14 protein-coding genes are annotated in these 15559 nt (G+C 73.1%); 10 read left to right on the forward strand and 4 right to left on the reverse strand.

Features of this window, described 5'->3' with window-relative positions:
• The first annotated feature begins 26 nt into the window (after window positions 1-26).
• The 4 genes from C8054_RS19075 (at window position 27) to C8054_RS19090 (ending at window position 6603) form a co-directional block, all read left to right on the forward strand.
• Complete coding sequence (locus tag C8054_RS19075; RefSeq protein WP_107158237.1) at window positions 27-947, forward strand: hydroxymethylglutaryl-CoA lyase; 921 nt, start codon at window positions 27-29, stop codon at window positions 945-947.
• A gap of 199 nt (window positions 948-1146) precedes the next feature.
• Window positions 1147-2679 carry an acyl-CoA carboxylase subunit beta gene (locus tag C8054_RS19080; protein WP_107158167.1) on the forward strand — a complete coding sequence of 511 codons (1533 nt, stop codon included), beginning with the start codon at window positions 1147-1149 and terminating at the stop codon, window positions 2677-2679.
• A gap of 118 nt (window positions 2680-2797) precedes the next feature.
• A complete protein-coding gene (locus C8054_RS19085) occupies window positions 2798-3946 on the forward strand; it encodes an acyl-CoA dehydrogenase family protein (RefSeq protein ID WP_107158168.1) in 1149 nt (382 codons plus the stop codon).
• 101 nt (window positions 3947-4047) lie between these two features.
• A complete protein-coding gene (locus tag C8054_RS19090) occupies window positions 4048-6603 on the forward strand; it encodes a helix-turn-helix domain-containing protein (RefSeq protein ID WP_107158169.1) in 2556 nt (851 codons plus the stop codon).
• 220 nt (window positions 6604-6823) lie between these two features.
• On the opposite strand, the gene C8054_RS19095 is transcribed toward C8054_RS19090, so the two are convergent.
• Window positions 6824-7318, reverse strand: a complete 495-nt coding sequence (locus tag C8054_RS19095) for a MarR family winged helix-turn-helix transcriptional regulator (protein ID WP_107158170.1) — start codon at window positions 7316-7318, stop codon at window positions 6824-6826.
• A gap of 101 nt (window positions 7319-7419) precedes the next feature.
• Here C8054_RS19095 and C8054_RS19100 point away from each other — a divergent pair, with 101 nt between their 5' ends.
• Together C8054_RS19100 and C8054_RS19105 are read left to right on the forward strand one after the other, a co-directional pair.
• Window positions 7420-8001: a YceI family protein gene (locus C8054_RS19100; protein ID WP_107158171.1), complete on the forward strand. Its 582-nt coding sequence runs from the start codon at window positions 7420-7422 to the stop codon at window positions 7999-8001.
• Between the two features lie 255 nt (window positions 8002-8256).
• Window positions 8257-9735, forward strand: a complete 1479-nt coding sequence (locus C8054_RS19105) for a glutamate--cysteine ligase (protein WP_107158172.1) — start codon at window positions 8257-8259, stop codon at window positions 9733-9735.
• A gap of 197 nt (window positions 9736-9932) precedes the next feature.
• Here C8054_RS19105 and C8054_RS19110 read toward each other — a convergent pair whose 3' ends face one another.
• Window positions 9933-11291 (reverse strand): hypothetical protein, encoded by a 1359-nt coding sequence (locus C8054_RS19110; protein WP_107158173.1) that lies wholly within the window; start codon window positions 11289-11291, stop codon window positions 9933-9935.
• A 93-nt stretch (window positions 11292-11384) separates the two neighbouring features.
• Here C8054_RS19110 and C8054_RS19115 point away from each other — a divergent pair, with 93 nt between their 5' ends.
• Entirely contained in the window at window positions 11385-12095 is a 711-nt protein-coding gene (locus C8054_RS19115; protein WP_107158174.1) for a PASTA domain-containing protein, read from the forward strand.
• 100 nt (window positions 12096-12195) lie between these two features.
• Complete coding sequence (locus C8054_RS19120) at window positions 12196-13050, forward strand: PASTA domain-containing protein (protein WP_107158175.1); 855 nt, start codon at window positions 12196-12198, stop codon at window positions 13048-13050.
• A 7-nt stretch (window positions 13051-13057) separates the two neighbouring features.
• Here the strand turns inward: C8054_RS19120 and C8054_RS19125 are convergent, their stop codons facing one another.
• Together C8054_RS19125 and C8054_RS19130 are read right to left on the reverse strand one after the other, a co-directional pair.
• A complete protein-coding gene (locus C8054_RS19125) occupies window positions 13058-13486 on the reverse strand; it encodes a hypothetical protein (protein WP_107158238.1) in 429 nt (142 codons plus the stop codon).
• 104 nt (window positions 13487-13590) lie between these two features.
• Window positions 13591-13878 (reverse strand): hypothetical protein, encoded by a 288-nt coding sequence (locus tag C8054_RS19130; RefSeq protein WP_107158176.1) that lies wholly within the window; start codon window positions 13876-13878, stop codon window positions 13591-13593.
• Window positions 13879-14473: 595 nt separating this feature from the next.
• On the opposite strand from C8054_RS19130, the gene C8054_RS19135 reads away from it, so the two are divergent.
• Both C8054_RS19135 and C8054_RS19140 read left to right on the forward strand, forming a co-directional pair.
• Entirely contained in the window at window positions 14474-15355 is an 882-nt protein-coding gene (locus tag C8054_RS19135; RefSeq protein WP_107158177.1) for a helix-turn-helix transcriptional regulator, read from the forward strand.
• The gene (locus C8054_RS19140) at window positions 15325-15546 is read left to right on the forward strand and encodes a DUF397 domain-containing protein (RefSeq protein ID WP_107158178.1); all 222 of its coding nucleotides are present in this window, start codon (window positions 15325-15327) and stop codon (window positions 15544-15546) included. The genes C8054_RS19135 and C8054_RS19140 overlap by 31 nt, the downstream gene beginning before the upstream one ends.
• Window positions 15547-15559 lie beyond the last annotated feature (13 nt).

Here is a 15559-nt window from a genome sequence, read left to right on the forward strand (position 1 = left end):
CCTTCGACACGAGTGAGGTGAACCTGATGACGGAACTGCCCACGTCGGTGAGCATCCGCGAGGTCGGACCCCGGGACGGGCTCCAGAACGAGGAACCGATCCCCACCGACGCGAAGGTGAAGCTGCTCGACGCGTTGTCCCGGACCGGGGTACGCCGCATCGAGGCCGTCTCCTTCGTGCACCCGAAGGCCATCCCGCAGATGGCCGACGCCGACGAGGTGTGGCAGCGGGCCGGGAAGGTCGACGGCGTGCGCTACTCGGCGCTGGTGCCGAACACCCGGGGCGCGCAGCGGGCCCTGGCCGCCGGCTTCACCGAGATCGAGGTGGTGGTGTCGGCCAGCGACACGCACAACCGGCGCAACGTGAACCGTTCGACCGAGGAGTCGCTCGACGACATCGCCGAGCTGATCGCGCTGCTGCACGACGCGGGCGCGACCGCCGAGGTGATCGTGGCGACCAGCTTCGGCTGCCCCTATGAGGGTGACGTCGACCCGACGCGGGTGGCCGCCATCGTGGACCGGGTGGTCCGGGACGGCGCGGACCGCGTCGCCTTCGGCGACACCACCGGCATGGGTACGCCCCGGCGGGTCCGCGAGCTGGTCACCGCCGTACGCGACCGCAACGCTCAGGTGCCGGTGCTGCTGCACTTCCACAACACCCGGGGCACCGCGCTGGCGAACATGCTGACCGCCATGGAGCTGGGGGTCACCGAGTTCGACGCCAGCGTCGGTGGTCTCGGCGGCTGCCCGTACGCGCCGGGGGCGAGCGGCAACCTGGCCACCGAGGAGGCGGTGCACATGCTGCACGACATGGGCATCGAGACCGGCATCGACCTGGACGCGCTGATCGAGGCGGCCGAGCTGGCCGAGTACCTGCTCGACAAGAAGCTCCCCTCCGGCGTCCTCCGAGCCGGCCCCCGAACCCGCCTCACGCCCCGCCCGTCCTGACCCCGCCCGTCCCTCTCTCCCCTCTCCCCGTTGATCTTGCACTTCCGGCCCTTGTCGTGCGTCTTTTGTGCCGCATGTCGGGGCCGGAAGTGCAAGATCGCGCGGGTGGGTGCGGGGTCGGGGCGGTGGGTCGCCGGAGGGGGTGGGGGTGGGGTAGCCTAACGATCGTTCAGGTCGGTGGGCGGCAGAGGGAGTCGGCGTGACGCTCGACGGTGAGGCACTGGAGCAGCTGCGCAAGCGCGCCCGCGCCGGCGGTGCGGACAAATACCACGCGGCCAACGCCGCCAAGGGCAAGCTCTTCGCCCGCGAGCGGGTGGCCTACCTGGTCGACGAGGGCTCCTTCGTCGAGGACGGGCTCTACGCCAACGCGATGGCCGACGGCCTGCCCGCCGACGGCGTGGTGACCGGCACCGCGACCATCGACGGGCGGCCGGTCTGCCTGATGGCGAACGACTCCACGGTCAAGGCCGGCAGTTGGGGCGCGCGTACCGTCGAGAAGATCATCCGGATCATCGAGCGGGCCTACTCGACAAGCGTCCCGATGGTCTACCTGGTCGACTCCGCCGGCGCCCGGATCACCGACCAGGTCGACCTCTTCCCGGGCCGACGCGGCGCCGGGAAGATCTTCTGGAACCAGGTCCGCGCCTCGGGTTCGATCCCGCAGGTCTGCGCGCTGTTCGGGCCGAGCGCGGCGGGCGGGGCCTACATCCCGGCGTTCTGCGACGTGGTCGCCATGGTCGAGGGCAACGCCAGCATGTATCTCGGCTCCGACCGCATGGTCGAGATGGTCACCGGCGAGAAGACCACCCTCGAAGCGATGGGCGGCGCCAAGGTGCACTGCGCCGAGTCCGGCGTGGGGCACTTCCTCTGCAAGACCGAGAACGACGCGCTCGACGTGGTACGGACCTACCTGTCCTACCTGCCGTCGAACTGGCAGCAGGACCCGCCGGCCGTCGAGGCGAAGCCGGCGTCGGAGAAGGCCGACCTGGCCGCGCTGGTCCCGGCCAGCGAGCGGCAGGCGTTCGACATGCGCCGGTACGTCAAGGGTCTGCTCGACGAGGGCAGCTTCTTCGAGATCCAGGCGCTCTGGGCCAAGGAGCTGACCATCGGCTTCGGCCGGCTGAACGGCCAGGTCGTCGGCGTGGTCGGCAACAACTCGATGTTCAAGGGCGGCGTGCTCTTCGTCGACTCGGCCGACAAGGCGACCCGGTTCGTGCAGCTCTGCGACGCGTTCAACGTGCCGCTGCTGTTCCTGAGCGACGTGCCCGGCTTCATGGTCGGCAGCGCGGTGGAGAAGCAGGGCATCATCCGGCACGGCGCGAAGATGATCACGGCGATCTCCGAGGCGACCGTACCCAAGATCTGCGTGGTGGTCCGCAAGGCGTACGGCGCGGGTCTCTACGCGATGGCCGGCCCCGGCTTCGAGCCCGACGCCACGATCGCGCTGCCCACCGCGAAGATCGCGGTGATGGGCGCGGAGGCCGCGGTCAACGCGGTCTATGCCAACAAGATCGCTGCCATCGCCGACGCCGACGAGCGGGCCGCGTTCGTCGCCGCCAAGCGCGAGGAGTACGAGCGCGACATCGATGTCGTCCGGCTCGCCAGCGAGCTGGTGGTGGACGCGATCGTCGAGCCGCACGACCTGCGCGCCGAGCTGGTCCGCCGGTACGCCGCCGCCCGTACCAGGTCCCGCCACTTCTCCACCCGCCGCCACGGCGTCACCCCCGTCTGACCGGTAAGGAGGGGCCCCCGCTTAACGCCTGGTGCATAAGAAGGGCCCCCTCCTAACGCCTCAGCCCGCCCCCGGCGTCACGAGCGACCGGTGGCCCGCCCTTCCCAGGAGGATCGACATGGACTTCCGGCTCGACGAGGAGCAGCAGGCGCTGCGGGAGAGCGTGCGGGACTTCGCGCGCGAGGTGGTCGCCCCGGTGATCGGCGAGCACTACGAGAACCACACCTTCCCGTACGAGGTCGTCCGCCAGATGGGCAAGATGGGGCTGTTCGGGCTTCCGTTCCCGGAGGAGCACGGCGGCATGGGAGGCGACTACTTCGCGCTCTGCCTCGCGTTGGAGGAGCTGGCCCGGGTCGACTCCAGCGTGGCCATCACGCTGGAGGCGGCGGTGTCGCTCGGCGCGATGCCGATCCACCGGTTCGGCACCGCGGAGCAGAAGGAGCGGTGGCTGCCGAAGCTGCTCAGCGGCGAGGCGCTGGCCGGCTTCGGGCTCACCGAGCCGGGCACCGGCTCGGACGCGGGCGGCACCCAGACCCGGGCGGTGCTGGACGGCGACGAGTGGGTGATCAACGGCTCGAAGGCGTTCATCACCAACTCCGGCACCGACATCACCGCGCTGGTCACGGTCACCGCGGTCACCGGCACCAAGCCGGACGGCAGCAAGGAGCTGTCCACCATCATCGTGCCGTCGGGCACGCCCGGCTTCACGGTCGCGCCCGGCTACTCCAAGGTCGGCTGGAACGCCTCGGACACCCACGAGCTGACGTTCGACGACTGCCGGGTGCCGGCGGCCAACCTGCTCGGTGAGCGTGGCCGGGGCTTCGCCCAGTTCCTGCGCATCCTCGACGAGGGCCGGATCGCCATCGCCGCGCTGGCGGTCGGGCTGGCCCAGGGCTGCGTGGACGAGTCGATCAAGTACGCCAAGGAGCGTCAGGCGTTCGGTCAGCCGATCGGCAACTACCAGGCGATCCAGTTCAAGATCGCCGACATGGAGCTGAAGGCGCACACCGCCCGACTGGCCTACTACGACGCCGCCGCTCGGATGCTCGCCGGTGAGCCGTTCAAGCGGCAGGCGGCGATCGCGAAGTTGCACGCCAGCACCGTCGCGGTGGACAACGCGCGGGAGGCGACCCAGATCCACGGCGGCTACGGCTTCATGAACGAGTACCCGGTGGCCCGCTTCTGGCGCGACTCCAAGATCCTGGAGATCGGCGAGGGCACCAGCGAGGTGCAGCGCATGATCATCGCGCGCGACCTCGGCATGTGACCGAGGCCCGACTCGGCCGTCTGTCGGATATCGGCGTCGGACGGTCGGGTGGTTGACGGTGGACTGTGGAGCGTCGGATCCCCTCCGTACTCTTCCTGCCCATGACTCCCGAACATGATCGTTCGCGGAGCCCGGGGGGTCGGGCGGCGCTGTCCGATCTGTTGCGCGGGCACCGGCTCGCCGTCGGCCTGACCCAGGCCGAACTGGCGGGCCGGGCCGGCGTGGGCGTGCGGACCGTTCGCGATCTGGAGCGAGGGCACGCGACCCGACCCCAACGCACCACCGTCGACCTGCTCGCCGACGCGCTCGGCCTGACCGGCCCGGCCCGCCGGGAGTTCGTCGCCACCGCCCGGCCCGCGCCGGCCGCCGCGCCGCCCGCCGCGCCGGTCGAGGACGATCCGGGTACGCCGGTGGCGCTGCCCCAGCCCGTACCGCTGCTCGGCCGGGACCGCGACGTGGCCGAGGTGACCGCCCTGCTCGACGCGCACCCGGTGGTGAGCCTGGTCGGGCTCGCCGGCGTCGGCAAGACCGCGCTCGCGCTCACCGTCGCCCACGCCGTCGCGGCCCGGCACCCCGGCGGTGTGGTCGGCGTGCTGGTCGGCGACGGCTCGGAGGCCGCCGACGTGCTCGCCGCCTCGGTGACGGTGTTCGGCGTGAGCCGCCTCGGCGACCTGCCCTGCCGGCTCGCCGGCCGACCGGCGCTGCTGCTCGTCGACGCCGTCGAGCGGGCGCCCGGGCCGGTGGCCGAGGCGGTGCGGACGCTGACCGCCGCCGCGCCGACCGTACGGATCCTGGCGACCGGCCGTCGTCCGGTCGGGCTGCCCGGCGAACTGGTCCGGCCGGTGGCCCCGCTCGACGTGCCACCCGCCGGCGCCGAGCCGGCGGACCGGGCCGACCTGGACCGCTGGCCCGCAGCGGCGCTCTTCGCCGCCCGGTTCACCCAGGCCCGGCACGCGCCGCCGGCGCCGGCCGAGCTGCCGGCGCTCGCGGCGCTGGTCCGCCGCCTCGGCGGCCTGCCGCTGGCGATCGAGCTGATGGCGGCGCGGGGCCGCATCCTCGACGTCCCCGAACTGCTGGACCGGTACGGCGACCGGGTCCTCGACCTGGCCGGCGGGCGTCCCGGCTGGGCGCCCGCCGACCCCGTCGCCGGCCCGGTGACGCTGCGGGAGGCGGTCGCGACCAGCTACCACCTGCTCGCCCCGGCCGAACGCGCCGCGCTGCGCCGGCTCTCCGCCTTCCGTAACCGCTGGTCGGTCGCGCTGGCCGAGGAACTGCTCGTCGACGGCGACGACCGGTGGGACGCGGTGCCGCTGCTGGACCGGCTCAGTGAGCTGGGCCTGCTGAGCGTCCGGGGCGCCGGCCCGTTCCGGTTCCGGCTGCTCGACGCGGTCCGCGACTTCGCCGCCGAGCAGGCCGACCTGGCGGGCGAGACGGCGGCGATCCGGCTCCGGCACGCGACGGTGATCGCCGCGCTCGTCCGGCGTACCGCGCCCGGCCTGGTCGGCGCGGATCTGCCCGGCACCGTGCACCTGCTCGACGAGGCGACCGGTGACATCATCGCCGCGTTGGCGTACGCCGCCGAGGAGGCGCCGGTCACCGCGCTGCTGCTGGCCGCCGCGTTGCCCCGGTGGTGGCGGTTGCGCGGACGGGACGTCTCCGGCCGTCGGTGGCTGCGGCGGTTGCTGGCCGATCCGCGTACCGCCGATGCCCGCCCGGTGCTGCGGGCCTGGGCGCTGCTCGGGTCGGCGCGGCTGGCCGCGGAGCACGGTGCGGGGTCGGAGGAGCTGCCGGCGGCCCGGGCGGCGCTTGCCGTCTTCGTCGAGGTCGGCGACGTGACCGGGGAGCTGTCCGCCCGGTCGGTGCTCTGCGCGGTACTGCGCGGCCTCGGGGCCCATGACGAGGCCCGTGCGCAGGCCGAGGCGGCGCTGACGCTGGCCACCCGGCACGGCCGGGTACGCGAGATGGCGGTGGCGCAGCACCACCTGACCTGGCACGACGTACGCGTGGGGGAGCTGGCCGACGCCCGGCGGCGGCTGGCCACGGTGGACCGGTTGGCGGCGCAGTGCGGCGACCAGCGGCTCCGCCTGCTGGCGCGGGCCGATCTGGCCGAGCTGACCCGGTTGGAGGGTCGCTACGCCGAGGCGGTCGAGCAGGGCCGGCGGGCGGCGTCCGCGCTCGTGGAGCTGGGTGATCCGGGGCGGCGTCGCCGGACCATCGGTACGGTCGGGTTGGCGCTCGCACTCCAGGGGCGCGACGACGAGGCGCTCGCGGTGGTGACCGAGCTGTGGCCGTCCGGCCCGGTGCCGGCCCCGCGTCGCGCACCAGCAGTCGAGCGGTGGGAACCGGCCGGTACGGGCCGGGACGCCCACACCGAGGACGCGCTCCGCGCGTTGATCGAGGGTCAGGTGGCGCTGCACCGGGGCGACCGCGAGCTGGCGGCGGAGTGGTTCGCCACGGCGGCGGAAGCGGCGGCCGAGGGCGCGGACCGGCGGGATCTGGTCGAGGCGCTGGTGGGGTTGGCGGCCAGCACCGGCGACCCGGCCGTGCTGGACCGACTGGACCGGGCGCGGCAGATCACCGGGGTCAACCTGCTGCCCCGTGAGGAGGAGTTGCTCTACGCGCTGGCTGCGCAGCGGGGACGCCCGGGCCGGACCTGATGCCGGGCCGCAGTGGCTGAGGGCGCGGGGGTGGCGCGAGCGAAGTAGCCCCCTGGTGCTGCCCCTCGCTCCACGCTCGCGCCGGCACCCCCCGGTGCTCCCCCGCGTCGAAAGCTTATCCAGCCACCCCGACGATTTCGGGCGTTATTGATGCCTTTTGCCCTGGTGCACCGGCGGTTCTGCCGGTCATTCTGCCGGTGACCGGCGGGTAGTGGTCGGCTCAGCAGGCCGCGTTCCCGGCCGGTTCGGTGCTGCCGGCAGTGGCGCCCGGGTGGACCGCGTCCCGGACCCGGCGCAACCCGTCCAGAAGCCCGTCGAGCTGGGCCGGTTCGAGCTGGCCGGTGAACCACTGCTCGATGATCTTCAGGTGGCCGGGCAGGATCTCGTCCAGCCGGCCCAGGCCCGCGGCGGTCACCACCGCGAACGAGCTGCGCCGGTCGGAGGGGCAGGCCCGACGGCGGATCAGGCCGTCACGCTCCATCCGGTCCACCACCCGGGTCACCCCGCTGGTGGAGAGCGAGGTCTGGGCCGCCAGGTCGGTCATCCGGAGCTGGTTGTTGGGGGAGCGGGCCAGTCGGGTGAGCACCTCGAACTCGACCGGGGAGAGTCCGTGCTCCTCGAACTGGGCCGCGAACCGGGCGGAGAGCCCGGCGTGCGCCTCGACGAGCAGGCCGACGGCGGTGATCCGGGGGTCGTCGAACACGTTCTGATCCACGTCACCATCCTAGCAACACTTGACACAGGGAATATTGCTGTGGCTATAGTTGCTCAGTCAGTCGTTGGGCTACTAAACAATCTTCTCCGGAGGAGCGCATCATGACCAGCAGCACCGAGGCGACTACCCGCGACTGGGAGGGTCTCACCATCCCCGCCCCCGGCACGTACCTCCTGGACGCCGCGCACAAGCGCGTCGGCTTCGTCGCCCGGCACATGATGGTCAGCAAGGTACGCGGCGAGTTCGCCGACGCCACCGCCACCATCACCGTCACCGACGACCCGCTGCAGTCCTCGGTCACCGCCAGCATCCAGGCGGCCAGCATCAACACCGCGCAGGCGGACCGGGACGGGCACCTGCGCAGCCCGGAGTTCCTCGACGCCGAGCAGTTCCCGACGCTGGAGTTCCGCAGCACCGGCGTGAAGTCCCGCGAGGGCAACGAGTTCGTGCTCGCCGGTGAGCTGACCGTGAAGGGCGTGACCCGTCCGGTGGACCTCCAGGTCGAGTTCGAGGGTGTCGGCCGCAGCCCCTTCGGGCAGGACATCTTCGGCTTCTCCGCGCACACCGAGATCGACCGGGAGGACTTCGGTCTCACCTGGAACGTGGCGCTGGAGACCGGTGGCGTCCTGGTCGGCCGTAAGGTCAAGATCGAGATCGAGGGCGAAGCCATCCGCCAGGGCTGAGCCCCTCGCCGGACCACGGGCCCGCACCGTCCCACCGACGGTGCGGGCCCGTCCCGTTTCCCGTCCCGCCGGGTGCGGATTGTCACGCGTTGTTCGCTGGTTAACGGCGCTGGGCGGGGCGGTCGCGGGGTACAGGTGCAGACCTGCGCCCGGTCGGCGGTTCACGAGCCGGGCGCTCTTACGCACACCACGTGAATGGTTCACAATGCGTTGCGGAACGCCAACGGTTCCGTGGCACCGGCGCCGGGAGGACACATGGGCAGGGACGTCGAGCAGGGCGCCTTCTCCCGGGAGGATCGGGTCCGCTACCGGCAGAAGGTCCGGCGATGCCTGGACGTCTTCGCGCTGATGCTCGACGACTTCGGCTTCGACGCCGACCGGCCGATGACCGGGCTGGAGATCGAGCTGAACCTGGTCGACGCCGCCGCCGAGCCGGCCATGCGCAACGACCAGATCCTGGCCGACATCGCCGACCCGCTCTTCCAGACCGAGCTGGGGCAGTTCAACCTCGAACTGAACGCCTCGCCGCGGTTGATCGAGGGCACCGGGTTCAGCGACTACGAGCAGGATCTGCGCGGCAGTCTCAGCCGCGCCGACGAGCGGGCCGCCAAGTCCGACGCCACCATCGTGATGGTCGGCATCCTGCCCACCCTCACCGAGGGGCACCTGGTCGCCGACAACCTCTCCACCGACGAGCGCTACCGGGTGCTCAACGACCAGATCGTCGGCGCCCGCGGCGAGGACATCGAGCTGGACATCAACGGCATCGAGCGGCTGCGGACGCACACCGACTCGATCGCACCGGAGGCCGCCTGCACCAGCCTCCAGTTCCACCTCCAGGTCGCCCCGGACAGCTTCGCCGACCACTGGAACGCCTCCCAGGCGATCGCCGGCGTGCAGGTGGCGGTCGGGGCCAACTCGCCGTTCCTCTACGGCCGGCAGCTCTGGGCGGAGACCCGCATCGCGCTCTTCGAGCAGGCCACCGACACCCGGCCCGACGAGCTGAAGGCCCAGGGCGTACGCCCGCGGGTCTGGTTCGGCGAACGCTGGATCACCTCGATCTTCGACCTGTTCGAGGAGAACGTCCGCTACTTCCCGCCGCTGCTGCCGATCTGCGAGGAGGAGGACCCGGTCGAGGTGCTGCACGCCGGCGGCGTGCCCCAGCTCGGCGAGCTGCGGTTGCACAACGGCACCGTCTACCGCTGGAACCGACCGGTCTACGACATCATGAACGGCCGCCCGCACCTGCGGGTGGAGAACCGGGTGCTGCCCGCCGGCCCGACCGTGGTGGACATGCTCGCCAACGCGGCGCTCTACTTCGGCCTCGCCCGTGGCCTTGCCGAGTCGGACCGTCCCATCTGGAGCCAGCTCACGTTCAGCTCGGCGGAGGAGAACTTCCACGCCGCCGCCCGGCGCGGCATCGACGCGGTGCTGCACTGGCCCAAGCTCGGCGACGTGCCGGTCACCAGGCTCGTCCTCGACACGCTGCTGCCGGTGGCCGCGCAGGGGCTGGACCGGTTCGGCGTCGCCCCGGCCGAGCGGGACCGCCTCCTCGGCGTGATCGAGGGGCGCTGCCGTACCGGCCGTAACGGGGCGGTCTGGCAGACCGAGGTGGTGTGGGCGGCCGAGCGGCACCGGGGCATGGACCGGGAGGCCGCGCTGCACCACATGGTCCAGCGCTACGCCGAGTTGCAGCGCACCAACGAGCCCGTCCACACCTGGCCCGTCGACTGATCGTCGGTGACACGCCCGGCTGTCCGCTGACCGCCCGGGCGTGTCGCCGTCGGGAAGGAAGTCGGTCCGGAGCGGTATGACACAGCGGCATAAATATGCCCTGTAGGTATATCGCTCCTGGGCGGTGGTCTTCCGCACCGACATCACTGAGCGTGTCGCCGTCAGCCGGAGCGGCCCGGGCATCGGGGCGGGCGGGATCAGCGGGCGCGGCGGCGCGTCCTCGGTTCGACGGTCGGGGACGCCGACTCGGGCTGTGGCCCGGCCGGCGTGTTCCCGGTGCCCGACTCGCCCGGGCCCGACTCGCCCGGGCCCGGCTCCTCGTCGCGGCTGCTCGCCGGGTCGTCCGGCGCCACCTCGGGCTGCCGCTGCTGCGGCACGGTCCGGCCCCGACGATCCGCACCGGTCCGGGCGGCGCGGCTCGGCGGCCGGGGCCGCTCGCCGGTGCGGTCGGGCGACCCGTCCGGCTGCTCCGCGGTCGTCGGCGACGAACCTGGGCCGGCCTCCCCGGCCGACTCGGCGCCCGGCGTGCTCTCCGGCTCCCGATCGACGGACCTCTGTGGCGTGGACCCGGCCGGCTCCGGCTCGACGGACGTCTGCGAGGCAGGCCCGGCCGGCGCCGCCGGGTCGGGGTCGTTCGGCGTCGCGGTTGCGTCGATCGACAGTTCCGCCTCCGTGTCGCCCCGACGGTCGGCCCGCTGGGCCAGCGCGGCCATCAGTATCGAGCCGCCCACCCCGGCGATCACCGCGTACGGGGCGATCAGGTGGGCCGACAACTGCTCGGCGGCGATCCCGGCCAGTCGCGGCACGGCCAGCAGGTAGGCCAACGCCACCAGCAGCGGCCCGGCCGCGCCGGAGGCGGCCGCACCCACCCGCACCCGCGGCGACCGGGTCGCGCGTCGGGCGGCCAGCACCCCGATCACCAGCGCGGAGCCCAGCGAGAGCAGCGCCCCCGGCCAGTAGAAGTAGTCACGGATCCAGAAGCGGGCGCTGTCCGCGCTGATCTGCCAGATGCCGAGTTGAGCGGTGGTCAGGCCCCGGCCGGAGAGCACCCCGTCCACCACCGACACCACGGCGAGCAGCCAGAGCCAGCCGGTGGTGGCGATCAGGTTGGTGGCGGCGGCGCGGGTGTGCAACGCCCAGGTCGCCAGCAGCACGCCGAGCACCAGCCCCGCCGCCGCGTACGCGGCGGCGACGGTTTGCGGCGCGGTGGTGTCCGGCACCCGCGCGGCCCGGGCCGGCACCGCCACCAGCAGCACGGTGACCAGCGCGCCGACCCCGGCGGCCAGGGCGAGCCCGAGCCGGGGCAGCACACCCATCGGCTCGTCCCCGCCACCGCGCAGGCGCTGGGCGCAGACCGCACCGGCGATGACCGAGGTCGCGGCGATCCAGGTGGCCCAGGCGAGGCTCGCCACCCACGCCGACTCGACGCGTACGGTGCCGGTGGGCGCCCAGTTGATGATGCCCAGCCCGTAGCCGAAGCCGAGCTGAGCGGCGCCCGCGCCGGCAGCGACGCCGAGCGCCGCAGCGGTCGATCCTCCCCAGCCCCGTCTGGCCATGCCGGGCAGCGTAGCGTCCCGAGGTCGGCCCGGCGAGTCGTGGGAGCGGCCGGCCGGGCCCGGACGGCTTGGCGGCACCGGCTACGGTCGCCGATGACTGAGGCGGGAGACGCGATGACGGACGAGCAGCAGCCGGTACGCGACGAGACCGGTCCGGACCGGACCCGGCTGCTCGTCGGAGGCGGACTGGCGGCGGTCCTGCTGGCCGTGATCGGAGCCAGCGGTGGCTGGATCCTGGCCGGTGGCCCGGACCGGCCCACCGCCTCGTCCGAGGCCGTCTCGCCGCCGGCCGCCCCGCCGCCCGTTCCGTCCGGCCCGACCGGGGCGGCTCCCACGACGGACCGCCCGGGCGAGGATCGCCCCACCGGTACGCGTTCGCGCACCCCGGTCGGCCTCACCGTGCCGGAGCTGGTGGGTACCGACTTCGAGCGGGCCCGGCAGCAGTTGCGCGACCGACGACTCGGTTGGCGGCTGGTGTTCGGCAGCGGCTCGGGGCGCGCCGTGGAGCGCACCTCGCCCCGGCCGGGGGCGCCGGTGAAGCGCGGGGTCACCGTCACCGTCTGGGTCACCGGGCCGGCGCCCGAGGTCACCGTGCCCGACGTGGGCGGCAAGTCCTGCTCCGACGCCGCCGACGACCTGGTGGAGGCGGGGCTCTATCCCCGTTACCCGGCCGGTCGGCAGGGGCCGGTCAGCGGGCAGGACCCGGTCGCCGGGGGCACCGCCCACTGGAATGATCAGGTGTCTTTGACCTGCGGGAACGAGCCGTCGAGCACGCCGAGCGACGGCCCGCCGCCGACGCCCTGACGCCGTCCGGCGCGCTGATCCCGGCCGGCCCGGCCGTGGCCCGCTACCGTGGACGTCCGAGGGCCGCGAGCCCCGTCCCGGTGCGGGAAGGACGAGTGTCATGAGCGATGACCGTCAGGAACCACCCGCCGACGACGCGGACGCCACCCGGGCCCTGCCCCGGAACGCGGCCGGGGCGGGCGAGGACGTCGACGCCACCCGGGCCCTGCCACGTGACGCGGCCGGCGCGGGCAAGGATGTGGACGCGACCCGGGCGGTACCGCGCGACGCGTACGGTGCCGGTGCGGACGCGACCCGGCCGTTGCCCGGCGGGGCACCTCGGCCCCTCGACGCCACCAGCCGGCAGGAGCCGGTCGGTGGCGCGCCCTGGTCCGGCCGGGCCGGCGTGCCGCCGCCACGGTCGGCGGCCTATCCGGAGCCGGGCGCCGAGTGGTACGCCGACGAGCAGGCCGGGCGTCGCTGGTGGATGCCCATCCTGCTGGGCGTCCTGGCCCTGATCCTGATCGGGCTGATCGCGGCCGGGGTGTGGCTGGCGTTGCGGGCCGCCGACCGCGACTCCGGTCCGGGCACACCGTCGGCGACGCCCAGTGCGTCCGCGCCGGCCAGTGCCACCTCGGCCAGCGCCACCCCGAGCAGCGCGTCACCGTCGGCCTCCCCGTCCGATACGCCGCCGACCACGGCGGTGGAGGTGCCGATGCCGCCGCTGGTGGGGCTGCCGGAGTCGGCCGCCCGGACGGTGCTGGACCGGCTCGACATCGACTACCGCATTCAGCGCCGACCGTCGGACCGGCCGGCCGGGACGGTGATCGCCACGGATCCGGAGGCCGGTTACGCCGTGGGCGAGGGCGAGCGGGTCACCCTGGTGGTGGCCGCGTCCGCCGCGCCCACCACCGGCGCACCGACGACCGGGACTACCACCCCGGGCTCCGCGCCGGCCACCTCCGCCACGCCCTGACGGGCGCTCACCACTGTCGGCGGCGGGCGCCGACCAGGCCGAGCCCGGCCAGCGAGATCGCGAGACCGAGCAGACCGGAGTAGAACAGTGGCCGGCTGAGGTCCGTCGGCTCGGTGGGGCGGTCGGCGAGCATGCCGCCGCCGGCCCCGCTGCCCGCCGCACCGGACGGGGGTGAAACGTCGGCCCCGTCCGCCGCCGACGGCTGCTCGATCTCGTCCGGCTCGTCGTCGTCCGGTTCGACGGTCGGGCGGGCGTCCGCGCCGGCCACGGTGATCTCCGGGGCCGGCACCGGTTCGGCCAGTTGCTGGGTGGTGGAGAAGGCCGGATGGCGGACCACGAGCGCGAGCGCAGTCGCGACCCCGAGGAAGACGAAGAGTCCGAGGGCGTAGCCGGTGCGGGACCTGTGGTGCCGCCGCGCGGTGGGCAGATTGACCATGACCATCCCTGGTTCAGGGTCCGTGGCGCGCGGGGTGGAACGTGCCGGGGTGGGCGTACCGATTCTATGGCGGCGGCACGCCCACCGGGCCGGGAATCGGTAGGTCAGCCCACCCGGACCGGGGTCCGGGTGACCGGACGGCGGGCCGTCCGGACGGTGTGCTGCCGGGGGACCGGCGCGGCCTGGATCTGCCGCAGCCCCTCCTGCTGTACGAAGATCGACCGTCGGTTGACCGCGTCCCCCGCCGCGTTCAACTCGTAGCCGTCGAGCCAGAGCCAGCCGTCGTAGGCCGGCCAGTCGAGCACCCGGATCATCCGGAACATGATCGGTCGGAAGAACTGGACACTCGCCGCGCGCGTCACGTGCAGTACGTCACCGGAGCGGGGAAGCACATGGGCTCCTGGGAGGGTTCGGCCGGCACGGGGCCGGCGAGCTGAACGGGTCGGTGCGGTCCGGCGACGGGGGGTCTACCTCGTGGACCGGCGGTCGGTGGGTGCTGGTCGGGCCGTACCCGCGGTGGCGAGCCGACACCCGACCATTACCCGGCTGCTCCCGGTTACCGCTCCCGCCGCCGCAGCCGAGCCGGCGTGCAGCGACGGGGTCTTCTACTCCGGGGCAGGTCGCACGGCGCGGGACGGCTCCCCTCCGGCCGTCCCGCGGACCGTGGTGTCACCACGCGCGGAGATCAAGCGAAGACGGTGAGTAACCCGTGCCATACGGACAGAGTGCATCAGCGAGGTGCGACATGCAAGTTGCACGTCGACTTTTGCCGATAGGTGAGCGGGACACGTGAACCGGACGCTTGAAGCCTCAGGTGCCGGGCCTGCACACTGGACGCCGGTTTCGCCCGTCGCGGCCGGTCGACGACCGGCACCACCCCCGCCGCGAACGCTTGCCCGCCGCCCGCCGGTCGCGCCCACGGCGGGTGTGGAACCGGGCGCGACCGACCGGAGGTAGCCGGGTGACTGCGAGTCCTGGAGCCGCGTCGTGAGCGAACGGCGCAGCCCGACCATCCGTCGGCGCCGACTCGGCGCCGAACTCCGCCGGCAACGGGAAGCCGCCGGCATCACCATCGAGGTGGTCGCCGAGCAGCTGGAGTGCTCGGCGTCCAAGGTCTCCCGGATCGAGACCGGCCACACCACCGCGACACCCCGCGACGTGCGGGACATGCTCCGCATCTACGGGGTGGTCGGCGCGGAGAGCGACGAGCTGGTGCAGATCGCCCGCGAGGCCCGGCAGAAGGGGTGGTGGCATCCGTACAGCACGGTGCTGGTGGGCGCGTACGTCGGCCTGGAGGCCGCGGCCAGCCAGATCCGGGCGTACGAGCAGCAGGTCGTGCCCGGCCTGCTGGAGACCGAGGAGTACGCCGGCGCGATGATCCGCGCCGCCCGCCCGGACTTCACCGCCGATCAGATCGACCAACGGGTGCGTGTCCGATTGGGCCGGCAGTCGTTGTTGACCCAGGACGATCCGGTCGATCTGTGGGTGGTGCTCGATGAAGCGGTGCTGAGCCGGCCGGTTGGCGGCGACGCGGTGATGCGTAGTCAGCTCAAGCGGCTGGTGGAGGTGGCCCAACTGCCGAACGTGACGGTGCAGGTCCTCCCTTTCGAGGTGGGGGCACACGCCGGTATGGACGGCACCTTCACGATCCTCAGCTTCCCCGAACCGAGTGATCCCGATGTCGTGTACGCGGAGAACGCCACGGGTGGGCTCTTCCTGGAGAAGAGCGACGAGCTTCAGAAGTACAGCTTCATCTTCGATCACATTCGAGCAGCGGCCATTCGACCGGAGGAGTCCGTCGCACACATCGCGAGACTGGCAGAGGAGCCGCTGTGGAAATGGCGACCAAGGAGTTCCCCGTGGACCTGACGCAGGCGACGTGGTTCAAAAGCTCGAAGAGCGGGCCGAACTGCGACAACTGCGTGGAGGTCGCGTACGTGACCGGGGCGGTCGGCGTCCGGGACTCGAAGGACAAGGCGGGTCCCGCCCTGGTCTTCGCCCCCGGTGACTGGCACGCATTCGTCGCCCGGGCCCGGGGCGGAGCCTTCGGCCAAAGCTGATCAGTACCCCGAG

The organism is Micromonospora sp. RP3T (assembly GCF_003027925.1).
Lineage (GTDB): Bacteria > Actinomycetota > Actinomycetes > Mycobacteriales > Micromonosporaceae > Micromonospora.